Genomic DNA, 15,961 nt, shown 5'->3' on the forward strand with positions numbered 1-15,961 from the left:
CTAAATAACAATAAATGTATAAAACTAGAAATAATTGTGTCCACACGATAGTCCGAGGGAGGGGAATTTTCACGTCTTCAGTTGAAAGGCTGGTCAGGATTGTACTTTTCTGTACGATTGTGGCTGGATTCCTGCGGAATGACAAAGTGTGTGAATAGACCTTCATTGCAATTGTGTCATTCCGAAGGAATCTAAACAATTTGTATTATTTATTGCTTGAAAGCTATAGCAATGTCCTTAATGTTATACATTCATCTTTTTAACAGAAAATATTCCTTCATTCATATTAATGATCACTTTCTTTCCATAATCAATCTGGATACTGAACATATTCTCCAACGGAAACTGAAGCACAGCCTGAAGGATCAGACGAATAACTCCGGCATGAGTAATGAGGAGCACTTTCTCCCTGTTTTTTTTCTGAATCAATTCATTCCAGAAACTGAGGACCCGGTTTTGCATTTCGAGAAGATTTTCTCCTCCGCAAGCGTTTACATGGATAAAATCCTTGTACCAGGGATTGATTTCTTCTTCAGGAATATCTGTCCATTTCTTCAGTTCCCAGCTTCCAAAATTCATTTCACGAAGCCTTTCATCTGTTTGGTATTCAAACCTAAAATAATCCGCTAAAAAACAGCATCTCTGGGAAGGACTTGAAATAATTACATCATAATGATCATCAATATCCACCGATTTAAAATCATGGATACACTCTTTACGTAAAGGCATTTCAGCAAAACCATAACATCGGTTTTCCGAATTTTCTACAGCTGTATGCCGGATTACATGAATTTCCATACGATGATTGTTCCTAAATAAAATAAAACTTCACAAACCTGCTGTACCGATCCCAAACAATCACCTGTATAACCTCCGATATGCTTTTTAAAATACCAGCCCATATATATTTTTCCTAAATAAGCGAGCGCAAAAGCAAAAATCAAACGCCAGTCCGGAAACAGGGCAAAAGTGGCTAAAACACTGATGAAGCTTACCAACAAAGCCATTCCATCCAATGGTTTATTGGCCAGAGGCTTTGACTTACTGACATCGATATCCGTAACATATTGGTGGGTATAGATCATCGTTCCTGCAATAAAACGGCTTACCGTATGTCCTAAGATGACAATGAGTAAAACTCCCACCGGATTACTCATTCCTAAGGTCTGAATACTATAAAATTTTAAAGCAAAAAGCAAAATGATTCCTATTGTACCATATGCTCCTACCCGGCTGTCTTTCATAATCGTCAGGATTTTTTCCTTTCCATATCCGCCTCCGAAACTGTCGCACATGTCTGTGAAGCCATCTTCATGAAAAGCTCCGGTCAGCAAAACATTGGAAATCATCATTAAAACAATCCCGATTTCAAGATTAAAAAGCAGTGTAGAAAGATAAAGAACCAAAGCGTTGATGAGCCCTACAATCAAGCCTACCCAGGCAAAATATTTCTGAGATTTATTCATAATCTCGCTGGAGTACGGAATGGTAAACGGAACCGGAATTCTCGTGAAAAACATGAGTGCCGTTGCAAAGTAAATCATTTCATTTTTTATAGCTTTCATTTAGTTTTTATTTGATACATCTGCATCTTCGAAACTTGACATTTCATTCAGAAAATTAACGGCACTTTGAATAATCGGATAAGCCAATGCACAGCCTGTTCCTTCTCCCAGGCGCAGATTCAGATTGAGAATAGCTTGTTCTCTCATCAGTCCCAGCAGCTGAGGATGGGCATTTTCATTGCTTACATGGCAGAAGATACAGTTATTCAAAATTTCAGGGTTCTTTTTCCATACGGTGGCTACAGCGACAGTGGCGATAAAACCGTCTACCATAATCAGCATATTATGATGGTACGCTTCTTCTATTGCACCGATCATTTGGGCAATTTCTAATCCTCCAAAAGTTTGGGCTATCTCATCCTCAGTCATTTCAGCCGGATATTTTTCAATAGCTTCTTTCAAGATACTGATCTTATTATCCAGCTGATGATCATTCAGCCCTGTTCCGCGTCCTATACAATTGGTGATAGGAATATCAAACAGCTTACTCATCATTAAAGAAGAAGCGGAAGTATTCCCGATTCCCATTTCTCCAAAACCAATAATATTGCAGCCTTTTTTAGCAATATCAGCAACCACAGACTTTCCATTTTGAAGAGCCTGATGATATTCTTCTAATGTCATGGCCGGTTCTTCAAGGATGTTACGGCTGGATTTTCTTACTTTCTTGTCTACCAGATTCAGTCCTTCCGGAAAATCGAAATTGACTCCGGCATCTACAATTTTTATGCTGATACCATTCTGCCTGCAAAAAACATTGATGGCAGCACCTCCTCCAAGGAAATTCATGACCATCTGATAGGTGACTTCCTGTGGATAGGCACTTACCCCCGCTTTGGCAATGCCGTGGTCGGCTGCAAAAACTACCATATGGGGATTCAATAACTGTGGTGAAGTGGTTTTCTGAACCATTCCGATTTTATGGGCAAGATGTTCAAGATGCCCTAATGCGCCTAACGGTTTTGTTTTAAAATCAATTTTATGCTGTAATTCTGATGATAACATGGATGTTTATAGTTACGTTAAATGGAAAAGTGCAATATTAGTGAAATAGAGAGGATTTTTTATGATTTGTCTGGAGTTTTTATAAGCTGGAAGCCAGAAGCTGGGAGCTGGAAGTTAAATATCCCACAATTTCAAACTCTCTGACCTTATAACTCTCAAACACTCTCACTCTCCTACTCTCAAACCCGGAACACGAATCCTGCAATCCGAAAAACCTACGTAAGAACATTGCGCACTTCACCCTTTACTTTGTATCATCAATCAATATCAATGACACCAACAATACTTGAAAAAATAAAAGAAATAGAAGCAGCACGTGGCGTAGAAGTCCTTCTTGCTGTAGAATCAGGGAGCAGAGCATGGGGCTTTGCATCTCCTGACAGTGATTATGATATCCGTTTCATATACCGTCACGAAAAAGAGTGGTATCTTTCTCCCTGGGATAAGGATGAAACGATAGAATTTATGACAGAAGATGACCTGGACGGTTCCGGCTGGGATCTGAGAAAGACCTTTCATCTCTTGTTAAAGTCGAATGCAGCTTTGCTGAGCTGGTTTTATTCTCCTATCGTTTATAAAGCGGATGAAAAGTTTATAGAACTGTTCAAACCTTTAGCAGATGCCTGCTTTTCTCCGGTTGCGGTTTCTTACCATTATCTGAGCATGAGCAAGAAATATCTGGAAGCCTGCAGAAGTGATGAAGTAAAATTAAAAAGTTATTTTTATTGTTTACGAACCACATTAACAGGAAAATGGATCATAGAAAAAGGAACTGTTCCTCCTGTGTTATTCAGTGATCTGCTTGTTTTAACCGATGATGAAACCAAACGGAAAATAGAAGAACTTGTCGCTTTAAAAGCCACCAAAGGAGAATCTTATTACCACCCGAACGATTGGAAACTGTTTGATTTTCTGGAGAAAACAATCGCTGAAAATGAAGAAAAATCGAAAGGTTTATCAGGAGGAAAGGCGGATAAAGGTGAGATGGAGCGGGTTTTTAGGGAGATATTGGAGAAATGTTAAGGATTACGGGAAGCCGTAGTCTTTTTTTATGGATTGGGAATATATTTGTTGGTTGAGGAAAACTGCTTAATTAGATAGAAATTAATATATTAGGAAAAACTTAAATCATGCATATATCATTACTTAAACTCTGGAATTTCAGGAAATATGGCTCTGAAAATTTCGAATTAGATAAACCTCATTTAGAAGTTTATTTTAATGAAGGGTTGAATTTATTAATAGGAGAAAATGATTCTGGTAAAAGTGCAATAATAGATGCTATAAAATTAGTACTAAAAGCTCATACTTATGAATGGATTAGAGCTGAAGATAAAGACTTTCATATTGGTATAGATAATCAGATTTCAAATCGTTTGAGAATTGAGATTCATTTCAAAGGAATTACAGATAATGAAGCAAGAAATTTTATTGAATGGCTAGGTTGGGAAGATGAAAAATTAATAATTACTAATGAAGCGGGAGATATTTCGGAAGGAATAGTAAAAAGACCCAAACTCATTTTAATATATGATGTTGAAAGAAAAAATAATAATGTCATTCCGTCTGATATTCGTGCAGGAATGGATGGAACTGGGCATATCTTAAATGCTGAAGCTAAAGAATATCTCAAGTGTACATATTTAAAACCATTAAGAGATGCTGAAAATGAATTATTAGGGAGGAAGAATTCTAGACTTGCCAAAATACTAAATGATCATAAGTTATTTAAAAATGCTAATGTTGAACATCCTTTAATTGACACTTTTATTAATGCAAATAATGACATTAAAAATTTCTTTAACGATAACACCGGTGAAGAAAGCAATAAAACTCAAATAAAAGATGTAATTGATGAATTTTTAAAAGAATTCATTGAAGATGACTATTATTCAAAATTTGATGTTTCAGGAACAGATATAAAACAAATTCTTGAAAAAATATCATTAGGAATTGATGGCAAAAATCATCTAGGCTTAGGTACTCTAAATAGAATTTTTATGGCAACCGAATTGCTTCATTTACGAAGAAATTGGAACGGACTAAAATTATGCGTTATTGAAGAGTTAGAAGCGCATATTCATCCTCAAGCTCAAATGAAAATCATTGAGAAACTGAAGAAAGAAAGTGATGAAAATAATATTCAATTTATTCTCACAACTCACAGTCCAAACATTGCTTCTAAGATTAACTTAGAATCTTTGATAATTTGTAATAACAATGATGCTTTTCCAATGGGAATTGGATATACAAAATTAGAGAAAAAAAACTACACTTATCTTGAGCGTTTTCTTGATGTTACTAAATCAAATTTATTTTTTGCCAAGGGAATTATTTTAGTAGAAGGTTGGTCAGAAGAAATATTATTACCTGAACTTGCAAAAAAACTTGGATACGATTTCACTAAACAAGAAATTTCAATAGTAAATGTTGCATCAACTGCATATCTACATTTTGCAAAAATATTTTTGCGAAATGACAGTAAAATGATGACTGTTCCTGTTTCTATAATTACTGACTTGGATAATAGACCAAATGCTGAAGGGATATTTGCTACAATAGAAAATGAAACAGAGAGTGTTCAAAAAAGATTTAGAAATCTTGAAAATTTAAAAAATGAATTACAAAATACTTCTGTCACATTATATTTAGCAAAAGAATGGACTTTGGAGTGGTGTTTATTTAATTCTCTTAGTTTGTCTAATCTATTTAAAGATGCTGTTAAAGAAGTACATTCCGGAACAGATGAATTTAAGCTTGATGTAACTCAGAACTTCAAACCAGAATTTAGAACCAAATTAGTTTCTAAGTTAAAAAAAGAAGCTGGAACAACTGCGTTAGATAAAGTAAGAATAGCATCTGAACTTGCTGATAAAATAGCAAAAACTACAACTTTGACAATTGAAACAGAGAATGACTTATATTTAAAATATTTAGTTGATGCAATAAAAAATGTTTGCGATGGAAATAGATAGATATATAGAGCAAGCAGAAATAATTCTTTTAAATGGAGGAACTTTTGATGATGAAAGAAAAAACTTCATTAAAAACTTAGAAACCTGTGATTTACTTGCTGTTCCGGGAAGTGGGAAGACAACGGCATTATTAGCAAAACTCTATTGCATCGCACAAAATATGCCATTTGAAGACGGCTCGGGCATATTAGTTTTATCACATACTAATCATGCAATAGAAGAAATTGAAAAAAAATTAAAAAACTATTGCCCAAAACTATTCGAATATCCAAATTTTATTGGTACAATACAATCTTTTGTAAATAAGTTTTTAACTATACCTTTTTATGAAGATAAAAATCATAAAAGAATCATTTCAATTGATGATGAATACCATAATTATCGTTTAAATAAAATTATATTAGAAAGTTTTATAGCAAATACAAATTTAAAACACATTTATAGAACCCCAAAAATCCCTTGGAAATATAATTTTGAGCTATCTGAAGCACCTAATCAAATTATAGATTTAGGAACTAAAAATAGAATTGTAATCACAAAGCCAAGAGGAAGAGCAAAAAATCCAGTAGATTGGAGCATAACAGAAAAAAACAATTTAGAAAAAAATCTTTACAAAATAAAATTAAAGCTCTTAACAGATGGAATTTTAAATTTTAACGATAGTTATTTTTATGCAAAAATTTATCTACGTAAAATACCTATAATTAAAAAAATTCTACAACAAAGGTTTAAATTTATTTTTATTGATGAAATGCAAGATCTAGAAGATTTTCAGATAAACTTAATTGATGAAATTTTTTTTAATAATACTTCAAATACAATAATTCAAAGAATTGGAGATAAAAATCAATCAATATATAATTCTGTAAAAGAAAACTGTGATTGGAAAACGCGACAAGAAACTGATTCCGAAAATTATACAGATTTAAGTATTCAAAATTCTATGAGATTAAGCCCAATAATTGCAAATCTTGTAGACAAGTTTGTTCTTACAAGACCTGAAAACTATAGTGTTATGGGTAAATTTGAAGGATCAGCAATAGCTCCACACCTTATTTTAATTGATCATAATACATCAGGAGAATCCTTAAAAGCAAAATTTAAAGAAATTATTGAAGAACATACTTTACCTTCTGATTCTAAAAATTTAGAAAAAGGATTTCATATTATAAGTTGGACAACAGAAAAAGATAATAGTGATGCATTATGTTTAAAAAAACTATTTCCTAATTTTTCAAAAGAATCAAAAAAGAAAAAAGAGGACTTTGACTGTTTAAAGAAACATTTATTTTTATTTGACAGAGAAAAATCAACTTTAGAATCAATTAAAAAATCAATCTTAAATTCATTAATTAGAATTTTAGATTTAGAAAATATTAAAACTGTTAATGACAAAAATTACACTAAAAGGCAGCTCATCAGTTTCATTATAAATCAAGGAGAAGAATTTTATGAAAATTTCAAAAATAAACTCTTCAAATGGTGCTTTAATATTGTTACACGGGCAAGTTATAATGAAATATATGAAGAAATTAAAAACTTTATTGAAAGCCAAAATTTCATCGGTTTAAATTGGCATAATGAAGAAGAATATACGCCGAAAAGAATTTCAGCATCACGGGAATTCATTAATAAAGATTTTCCTTTTGAATCTGAAGAAGACAATGAAACAGAACCAACTGAAACCACTGATTATCCGATAAACTTATCTTCGGTACATTCAGTAAAAGGGCAAACACATTGCGCGACAATGTATATTGAATCAGCATATCAAAGACCCGCTTATGAAACTCTAAAAATTATAAAAAAAGGAAGAAATATTTCCAATCCTTTGTTACTTGAAGAACATAAATGCGATGGAACTTATGATAAGCAAGCACTTAAAATGATGTATGTCGGCTTTTCAAGACCAACTCATTTACTATGTTTCGCAGTTTTAAAAGAAAATATTGAGGAACATGTAGAAAGTCTAAAAATTGAAAATGGTGGCATTTGGAGAGTAATAGATGATTTAATTGAAAATGACTAAAATTTAATAATAAAATGACCATCAAGGACTTAAAAAACAAAAGCCTCATCCTCTTTGAATCCATTTCCGGAAGCCGGGCTTTTGGGCTGGCAACGGAGAATTCTGATACAGACATCCGCGGGGTGTATTATCTGCCGAAGGAAGATTTCTTTGGTCTGAATTACATTCCGCAGGTTTCCAATGAGACGAATGATCTTACGTATTATGAAATCGGGAGGTTTGTAGAACTGCTTCAGAAAAACAATCCTAATATTCTGGAAATTCTGGCGAGTCCGGAAGATTGTATTCAATATAAACATCCGCTGATGGATCTGCTGAAAACTGAAGATTTCCTGTCAAAACTCTGTAAAGATACTTTTGCGGGCTATGCCGTTTCCCAGATTAAAAAGGCGAAAGGTCTCAACAAAAAGATCTTAAATCCTATTGATAAAGAGAGAAAATCAATCCTGGATTTCTGTTTTATTCTGGATGGACAGGGTTCTGTACCATTGAAAAAATGGCTGCATGAATTCCCTTCCTCTGGAGAACAGGGTGGTTTATCACAGGAAAAATGTGGATTGGTAAATATTGACCATACAAAAGGAATGTATGCTTTATTTTATGATGAATCAGGAACGTTGGGATATAAAGGAGTTATCCAGAATGAAGAAGCGAACCAGGTTTCCGTATCATCTGTTTCTAAAGGTGAGAAACCAGTTGCTTATCTGTTCTGCAATCTTGATGCCTACTCTGTTTACTGCAAAGATTACAGGGAATACTGGAAATGGGTTGCTGAGCGTAATGAAGACCGTTACAATGTCAATCAAAACCATGGACAGAATTACGACAGCAAGAATATGATGCACACCATCCGTTTATTACAGTCATGCGAACAGATTTTTAAAACCAACTCTTTGAATATCCGTGTTGATAACCGTGATGAACTGTTAGACATCAAAGCGGGAAACCAGTCTTACGAAAGCGTCATGCAAAAGGCAGAAAACCTGATACAGTCTATAGAAAATCATTATTCCATTTCCAGGCTACCCAACGCTCCGGATCTGGAAAAAACAACAAAAGCCTTAATTCAGATAAGGAAAAAACTGTATCATAATAATGAGTTATGAGTGGCGGGATTGATAAATTTCAACACTTCCACTGTCAAAAAAAGCAAAAATCCCTCAAATTGAGGGATTTTTTATGTTTAAGAATGAATCTTATTAAGCTTCGTTGGAAGGCGTTTGGTTTTCCACTGGTTTTTCGCTTTGCGGCTTTTCACCTTGTGGCTTCTGCCCTTCAGGTCTTCTTTGTCCCTCAGGTCTGCCCTGTCCTTCTGGTCTTCTCTGCCCTTCAGGTCTGCTTTGTCCTTCCGGTCTTGGAGGTCTTGGTAAAAGAACTTTACGGGAAAGTTTCATTTTCTTACGGTCATCGTAACCCATGAACTTCACTTCCACTTCATCACCTTCTGCATAAGGAACTTTGTCTAAACGAGCCCATTCAATTTCAGAAATGTGAAGAAGTCCTTCTGTTCCTTTAGCAATAGCTACGAATGCACCAAAGTCCATTACTTTCACTACTTTACCTTTGTAAACTTCTCCTACAACCGGTACGAAAGTAATTTCATTGATTTTGGCAATGGCAGCGTTGATTTTTTCTCGGTCTGTTCCTGCAATCTCGATACGTCCGATTTCCCCTACTTCTTCAATAGCAATCACTGTATCCGTATCTTTCTGCATCTGCTGAATGATTTTTCCACCAGGTCCGATTACAGCACCGATGAAGTCTTTTGGAATCTCCATTACCACCATTTTCGGAGCGTGAGGCTTCACGTCTGCTCTTGGCTGAGAAATAGTTTCCGTGATTTTGTTCAGGATGTGTAATCTTCCGTCTTTAGCCTGCATCAAAGCTTTTTCCATGATATCCATAGAAAGTCCCTGGATTTTGATATCCATCTGACAAGCGGTGATACCGTCTGCAGTACCTGTTACTTTGAAGTCCATATCTCCCAAGTGATCTTCGTCGCCCAAGATGTCAGAAAGTACGGTAAATTTCCCTGATTTTGTATCAGTGATCAGCCCCATTGCAATCCCCGAAACAGGTTTTGTAATCTGAACCCCTGCATCCATCAATGCCAATGTACCTGCGCAAACTGTTGCCATTGAAGACGAACCATTTGATTCCAGAATATCAGAAACAATTCTGATTGTATATGGGTTTTCTTCAGGAATCACAGCCTGTAATGCTCTCTGAGCAAGGTTACCGTGTCCTACTTCTCTTCTTGAAGTTCCTCTTAAAGGTCTCGCTTCACCTGTAGAGAATGGAGGGAAGTTATAGTGTAAAAAGAATTTTTCGTCGTGCTGCGTAATTACGCTGTCTACCATGTTGGCATCTTTTACAGAACCCAGAGTTACTGCTGTTAAAGACTGAGTTTCTCCTCTTGTAAAGATCGCAGAACCGTGAGCTCCCGGAAGATAATCAATTTCTGACCAGATTGGACGGATCGTTTGAGGATTACGGCCATCAAGACGGATATTGTCTTCAAGAATCATCTGACGCATTGCTTCTTTCTCTACATCATGATAATATACTTTTACGAAAGGTGTTACTCTTTCCAATTCTTCTTCGTTTTCTGCATACTGAGCAAGAAATTCTTCACGAACAGCTTTGAATTTTTCTGCTCTTTCTTCTTTACCAGATGGAGTTCTTGCTACTTCATATACTTTATCATAAGTTTCTTTCCATACTTTTTCACGAATTTCTTCATCGTGAGTTTCGTGAGAGTATTCTCTCTTAGGGAAAGCCTTACCTACTTTTTCTGCTAATCTTTCCTGCGCTTCAATTTGCTTTTTAATTTCAGCATGACCAAAATTAATAGCTTCCAACATTTCCTGCTCAGAAATTTCTTTCATTTCCCCTTCTACCATTACGATGGAGTCTTTAGTAGCTCCAACCATAATATCTAATTCAGAATTTTTCAATTCTTCGTAACTTGGGTTGATAGAAAGTACACCGTCAAATCTTACAACTCTTACCTCAGACATAGGTCCGTTGAAAGGAATATCTGTAATCGCAATGGCTGCAGAAGCTGCCAAACCTGCTAAATCATCAGGAATTGTTTTTCCGTCATAAGAAATTAATGAAATCATTACCTGAACTTCCGCATGGAAATCTTCAGGGAAAAGCGGACGTAGTACCCTGTCCACCAAACGCATGGTTAAAATCTCCTGATCAGAAGGCCTTGCTTCTCTACGGAAGAAATTTCCGGGAATTCTTCCACCTGCATAGAATTTTTCTCTGTAATCTACCGTTAATGGTAAGAAATCTACACCAGGATTTGCTTCTTTATTGGCTACAACAGTTGCTAAAAGCATTGTTCCACCCATTTTTACTACCACAGATCCATCAGCCTGCTTGGCTAATTTCCCTGTTTCAATAGTGATTTCCCTGCCATCTGCAAGAGTAATCATTTCTGTAAACGCTTGAGGTATACTCATAAAATTTGTCTTCTTAATACTCCGTATTGAGTATGAATTAATATTTAAACTCTTTAAATTTCGTGTGCAAAGGTACTATATAATAATGAAATAATAAATTTTTCCCTTGCATAAATAGCCTGTCAAAATACAAAAAATTGGCTATCAGTTCATGAACGTTCTTGAAAATTTATATCTGTTCCCGGTTTATTCACTATTCTTTAAAATAAAAAAGCTTTTTTTTAATGATAAGGTATTGAAAAATCCTGTTGTTTTTGTATTATTGTCTCAAAAAATGAAAATAGTAATCTGATCTTAAAAAAGTATACATTTTCATTATAAAAACTATTAAGAATATTGCAAACCAATAGGCTGATCCCTATATTTGCCCTACTTCACCAATTACAATGCTGTAGGCAAAAAGTTAAGGAACTCTCCTTATCCAGATAAATAAATGTTTATGATTAATAAAGAAGTACAATCTCAAAGCAGGAATTATACGGTTCCGTTAATTACCATCACCCTGCTGTTTTTTATGTGGGGATTCATCACCTGTATGAATGACATTCTGATTCCCTATCTGAAGCAACTGTTCAATCTTACCTTTTTCGAATCCATGCTGGTACAGTTCTGTTTTTTCGGAGCTTACTTTATCGGATCACTGATTTATTTTATGATTTCCATTACGAAAGGAGATCCTATCAATAAATTAGGCTATAAGAAGGGAATCCTGTTCGGAATTTTTCTGGCAGCATTTGGCTGCGTTCTGTTCTATCCGGCAGCTACGTTTTCATATTACCCTCTGTTTCTGGGGGCTTTGTTTATTTTAGGATTGGGCTTTACGGTATTACAAATTACAGCTAATGCTTATGTTTCACTGTTGGGAAGTGAAGAATCTGCATCCAGCCGACTGAATATGACCCAGGCATTCAATGCCTTCGGAACAACGATTGCCCCGGTACTTGGAGGCCACCTTATTTTTGAATTTTTCTCTTCTCCGGACGGATCTTTCAGTGCGGTAGCCACAAGAATTCCTTATCTTATTTTTGCAGGAATCCTTTTACTGGTTGCTTTATTGATTTCCAGAGTAAAGCTTCCTTCCTTTCAGATGGGTGAAGAAGAAGTGGTAAAAGGTTGGGGAGCACTTGAATTCAGTCATCTGAAATTCGGAGTATTCGCTATGTTCTGTTATGTAGGCGGAGAAGTTGCCGTAGGAAGTTTTATTATCAGTTTCCTGGAGCAGCCGCAGATTATGGGTTTTAATGAGATCATCAGTAAAAATTACCTTTCCTTATATTGGGGTGGAGCGATGATTGGCCGTTTTCTTGGGGCTATCTCTTTAAATCAATCAATAAGTCAAAGCAAAAAGGCTGTTTATATGCTGGGAGCAGCTGCAGCTGTTTTCCTTGTGATTTTCAGCATTGTCAATCTTACTTTCAGTCAGATCAGCTTTTTCATTGTGTTTATCATACTTAATTTCATTGCTTTTTTCGTGGGTAAAGCAGCTCCGGCAAGAACTTTATCCATCTTTGCAACGATCAATGTTGCGTTGTTAATTTCTGCAATGGTAAATCATGGTGAACTGGCCATGTACAGTATTCTGGGAATCGGGATTTTCAACTCTATCATGTTCTCAAATATTTACACATTGGCTATTTCAGGATTGGGTAAATATACCAGCCAAGGATCTTCTTTGGTGGTAATGGCGATTCTGGGAGGCGCTATTGTTCCAATATTCCAGGGATATCTTGCAGATCAGTTTGGGGTACAGCATTCATTTATTATCCCTGTATTCTGCTATCTGGTTATTCTGATCTTCGGAGCTTACTGTACCAGATATCTGGGGCATGTGGAAACTACAGAAGCCCAATCAGGTCATTAAAATTCAAATCAAAATGTATAAGCGGAATATCTCAAAGGTATTCCGCTTTCTTTTTTCCCATCTTACCATGTAACTTTTCATCAGAAAAAAGAACTTATCTTATAAACTGACACCATTATTATGAAAATACAGTTAAAGCTTGAATACGCAGCATTTCTACTATCAGGAATCTATGCTTTTGCACAAACAGGATATTCCTGGTGGTGGTTTGCCGGACTTTTTCTTGCTCCGGATATTTCCATGCTGGGATATACGATTAATAATAAAGTGGGTGCTTTTTGCTATAATCTCTTTCACCATTTTGGAGTGGCTGTCGTTGTTTATTTTACCGGAACAGCCTTGTCCCTGCCCTATTTGCAGGTGATTGGCACTATTTTGTTTTCTCACTCTGCGTTTGACAGAATTCTGGGTTACGGCTTGAAGTATCCGGATAGTTTTCAGAATACGCATTTGGGGAAGATTGGTAAGAAAACTGAATAGTGATGTTGTAAACCACACCGTCAAAAATTCTTTGAATTTTCACCCTTCGAGGAAGAGGAATTATCGTACCTTCAGCTGGGATCGCTGTTACAGCTGTAATCATCTTCAGTATTTTTTTCAAGCTAATAAAGGCTGGATTCCTACGGAATGACACAATTGGCGTATTCGTCTATCCATACAATTTGTCACTCCGTAGGAATCTAAATACTCTTTTATTATCACATGAGAATCAAAGACTTTAAGAAACTTAAGTGCTCTTCTCAGTCATTTAGTATTTTAAAAAAAACTTTTGTGTCTTTTGTGATTAAAAATCCCTTCTTGTGTAGAAGCAAAAAAGCAACCTCTTTCGAAGTTGCTTTTTTATTTTGAAAATCTTTATAGATTATTTTCTTAAACCTAGTTCAGCAATAATTGCTCTATATCTTGCGATATCTTTGTTTTTAAGGTAATCTAATAAACTTTTTCTCTTACCTACCAATTTCACTAGAGATCTCTCTGTGTTGAAATCGTGACGGTTAGCCTTTAGGTGTTGAGATAAGTGATTGATTCTGAAAGTAAAAAGAGCGATTTGTCCTTCAGCACTCCCTGTGTCCTGTGCAGATTTTCCGTGTTTTGCGAAAATTTCCTGCTTTTTGTCTGTTGTTAAGTACATTCCAATATTGTTTAATGATTATTATGTAACGGGTGCAAAATTACGACTATTTTTTGATTCTGCAAACATTATTGATTTCATATATCAAATTTGATAGAAAAAAATGTTAAAAATTTCTTAATAAATTGTATGCAATCCAACGAAAAGGCAGTAATTTTGCATTCGAATTACAAATGAAAAAAATTATATTCTTTACAGCGGTTACTACTTTTTTATTCATCGGATTTACTTCGGTAAAAGCCCAGAAGAATACTGATGATAAAATAAAAAAAGTTCTTTACTTCAATCCCGAGGTAGAGCCTGATATCGACGAAATAAAAGACCCTACCAACAACGCTTTCTTTGATGCTGTTACCGATAATTTCAGTAACAGAATAAATAAGATGCTCCGTGCAGAAGTACAGGTTCCCTTCGACAGCATAGACAAACAGACCATCGTGGATTACTGTCTCAACAATGATGCAGATTTTGCTATTGTTTCTAAAGTGAGATATTTCAAAGTAGGATTTGGCAAGTATGTTTTCTCCAATCAGGTGGTTGTGAGTATGAAACTCTTTGGTGCTGACGGAACACTTGTCACCGAAACCGATCATGATACCTATCGGAAAAATATGCGTCTGCTGGGTTCTACCGTTAATTCCGTTAAAATAGGAACCGAAGGAGCTATAAAAGGAATTATTAAGAAGCTGAGAAAGCTGAAACCAACGGAAGCAGAGCTTTAGAGTTTAAAGTTCTTGGTTTAAGGTTGGAATGCAGGGCTTTTTACGGTGAATTGTCAATTTTGCTTCGCAAGTTAATGGTGAATCTTATTTCCTTGTTCAATAAGCTGTAACAGAAATATTCATCATTCATCATTCATCATTCTTTAAAAAATTTTCATGATATATAAAGCACTTGTTCACCCTTACGAACAGGTGCTTTTTATTTAAAACACACCATAAACACCTGAATAACAATTAAATATTTTCACCAAATAAGGATTTATTGAATATTTTTTACTATTTTAGACCGACATTAAAAACAAAATCTTATGAAAAATCTAAAGAAACTCAGTAGGGAAAAAGCAAAACACATTAATGGAGGATCTATGGAAAGATGCAGCGAAACCAATCCGTGTACTGTGGGATGGTGCTGTTTTGGAATTTGTTCCCCTTTCATCTGTCTTGAATAAAAGATAAAACTAAATCATATAAAATCAAATCTTATGAAAAATCTAAAAAAACTCAGCAGACAAGTACAAAAGGAAATTAAAGGCAGCGGACCTTTCAAAAGATGTACAGAGCATTATGAATGTCCGGGCGGATCATGTTGTCACAACATCTGTGTTATTAATCCATGTCCTCTGGAATAATATATAATCATTACAGACACCTGCATTCGTAGGTGTTTTTATTTATGATATCAATAAATTATTAATTGATTATAAAATATTTTCACACGTAAATGAATAATACAGAAATATTTACTATTTTAGTCTTACATTAAATCCAAACTATAACTATATGAAAAATCTAAAAAAGCTCAGCAGAGAAGCTGCCAAACAAATTAATGGCGGTATAGGACCGTTCAGATGCAGCATAACCAGACCTTGTTCCGTTGGATACTGCTGTAATGGAGAATGCCTTGATCATGACTGTCCGATAGAGCCTTAATCTTACTATATTTGATTACCATGAAAAATTCAAATCTTAAGAAGCTCAACAGGCTGGAACAGAAAAACATTAAAGGAAGTGGAGTAAAAAAGTGTGGTGACAATTCAGATTGCGGCCCCTACCAATGCTGTACAAATGCTGTCTGCATATACATTCCCACCTCAGAATGCGAACCAATTTAAAGAATATTGGAATTTAAAATTTAATTTTTACACATCCGTTTCGGCGGGTGTTTTTTTTGGGGCCTTATACTGAAGCGCTCAACTTTA

General features: G+C 35.2%; 15 protein-coding genes. 10 read left to right on the top strand and 5 right to left on the bottom strand.

Going from position 1 to position 15,961, the window contains the following annotated elements; translation table 11 throughout:
• Positions 1 to 243: 243 nt before the first annotated feature.
• The 3 genes from ACODR7_RS15755 to cobT are packed head-to-tail and all read right to left on the bottom strand — an operon-like array spanning position 244 to position 2,570.
• Entirely contained in the window at positions 244 to 798 is a 555-nt protein-coding gene (locus ACODR7_RS15755; protein ID WP_488840476.1) for a histidine phosphatase family protein, read from the bottom strand.
• Positions 783 to 1,565, bottom strand: coding sequence for an adenosylcobinamide-GDP ribazoletransferase (locus ACODR7_RS15760; RefSeq protein ID WP_488840478.1), 783 nt, complete (start codon positions 1,563 to 1,565; stop codon positions 783 to 785). The genes ACODR7_RS15755 and ACODR7_RS15760 overlap by 16 nt, the downstream gene beginning before the upstream one ends.
• Positions 1,566 to 2,570, bottom strand: coding sequence for a nicotinate-nucleotide--dimethylbenzimidazole phosphoribosyltransferase (gene cobT / locus ACODR7_RS15765; protein ID WP_488840479.1), 1,005 nt, complete (start codon positions 2,568 to 2,570; stop codon positions 1,566 to 1,568). It abuts the gene before it with no gap.
• A gap of 270 nt (positions 2,571 to 2,840) precedes the next feature.
• Between cobT and ACODR7_RS15770 the strand changes: the two genes are divergently transcribed.
• From ACODR7_RS15770 to ACODR7_RS15785, 4 genes are all read left to right on the top strand, one after another.
• Positions 2,841 to 3,593 carry a nucleotidyltransferase domain-containing protein gene (locus ACODR7_RS15770; protein ID WP_488840481.1) on the top strand — a complete coding sequence of 251 codons (753 nt, stop codon included), beginning with the start codon at positions 2,841 to 2,843 and terminating at the stop codon, positions 3,591 to 3,593.
• A 107-nt stretch (positions 3,594 to 3,700) separates the two neighbouring features.
• On the top strand, positions 3,701 to 5,545 hold the full coding sequence (locus ACODR7_RS15775) for an ATP-dependent nuclease (protein WP_488840483.1): 1,845 nt from the start codon (positions 3,701 to 3,703) through the stop codon (positions 5,543 to 5,545).
• Positions 5,532 to 7,574 carry a UvrD-helicase domain-containing protein gene (locus tag ACODR7_RS15780; protein ID WP_488840484.1) on the top strand — a complete coding sequence of 681 codons (2,043 nt, stop codon included), beginning with the start codon at positions 5,532 to 5,534 and terminating at the stop codon, positions 7,572 to 7,574. Before ACODR7_RS15775 ends, ACODR7_RS15780 begins: the two co-directional genes overlap by 14 nt.
• A 14-nt stretch (positions 7,575 to 7,588) precedes the next feature.
• On the top strand, positions 7,589 to 8,680 hold the full coding sequence (locus tag ACODR7_RS15785) for a nucleotidyltransferase domain-containing protein (protein ID WP_488840486.1): 1,092 nt from the start codon (positions 7,589 to 7,591) through the stop codon (positions 8,678 to 8,680).
• Between the two features lie 93 nt (positions 8,681 to 8,773).
• Here the strand turns inward: ACODR7_RS15785 and ACODR7_RS15790 are convergent, their stop codons facing one another.
• Positions 8,774 to 11,047, bottom strand: coding sequence for a polyribonucleotide nucleotidyltransferase (locus ACODR7_RS15790; protein WP_488840488.1), 2,274 nt, complete (start codon positions 11,045 to 11,047; stop codon positions 8,774 to 8,776).
• A gap of 439 nt (positions 11,048 to 11,486) precedes the next feature.
• On the opposite strand from ACODR7_RS15790, the gene ACODR7_RS15795 reads away from it, so the two are divergent.
• Together ACODR7_RS15795 and ACODR7_RS15800 are read left to right on the top strand one after the other, a co-directional pair.
• Positions 11,487 to 12,908 carry a sugar MFS transporter gene (locus ACODR7_RS15795; RefSeq protein WP_488840490.1) on the top strand — a complete coding sequence of 474 codons (1,422 nt, stop codon included), beginning with the start codon at positions 11,487 to 11,489 and terminating at the stop codon, positions 12,906 to 12,908.
• 120 nt (positions 12,909 to 13,028) lie between these two features.
• Complete coding sequence (locus tag ACODR7_RS15800; RefSeq protein ID WP_488840492.1) at positions 13,029 to 13,388, top strand: DUF4260 domain-containing protein; 360 nt, start codon at positions 13,029 to 13,031, stop codon at positions 13,386 to 13,388.
• Between the two features lie 382 nt (positions 13,389 to 13,770).
• On the opposite strand, the gene rpsO is transcribed toward ACODR7_RS15800, so the two are convergent.
• The gene (rpsO, locus tag ACODR7_RS15805) at positions 13,771 to 14,040 is read right to left on the bottom strand and encodes a 30S ribosomal protein S15 (RefSeq protein ID WP_034692246.1); all 270 of its coding nucleotides are present in this window, start codon (positions 14,038 to 14,040) and stop codon (positions 13,771 to 13,773) included.
• Positions 14,041 to 14,213: 173 nt separating this feature from the next.
• On the opposite strand from rpsO, the gene ACODR7_RS15810 reads away from it, so the two are divergent.
• The 4 genes from ACODR7_RS15810 (at position 14,214) to ACODR7_RS15825 (ending at position 15,692) form a co-directional block, all read left to right on the top strand.
• The gene (locus ACODR7_RS15810; RefSeq protein WP_488840495.1) at positions 14,214 to 14,762 is read left to right on the top strand and encodes a pyruvate decarboxylase; all 549 of its coding nucleotides are present in this window, start codon (positions 14,214 to 14,216) and stop codon (positions 14,760 to 14,762) included.
• Between the two features lie 308 nt (positions 14,763 to 15,070).
• On the top strand, positions 15,071 to 15,211 hold the full coding sequence (locus ACODR7_RS15815) for a bacteriocin-like protein (RefSeq protein WP_488840497.1): 141 nt from the start codon (positions 15,071 to 15,073) through the stop codon (positions 15,209 to 15,211).
• A 33-nt stretch (positions 15,212 to 15,244) separates the two neighbouring features.
• Positions 15,245 to 15,391: a bacteriocin-like protein gene (locus ACODR7_RS15820; protein ID WP_164976668.1), complete on the top strand. Its 147-nt coding sequence runs from the start codon at positions 15,245 to 15,247 to the stop codon at positions 15,389 to 15,391.
• A 151-nt stretch (positions 15,392 to 15,542) separates the two neighbouring features.
• The gene (locus ACODR7_RS15825; RefSeq protein WP_158521347.1) at positions 15,543 to 15,692 is read left to right on the top strand and encodes a bacteriocin-like protein; all 150 of its coding nucleotides are present in this window, start codon (positions 15,543 to 15,545) and stop codon (positions 15,690 to 15,692) included.
• Positions 15,693 to 15,961: the final 269 nt, after the last annotated feature.

This window comes from Chryseobacterium sp. FG46 (assembly GCF_057809135.1).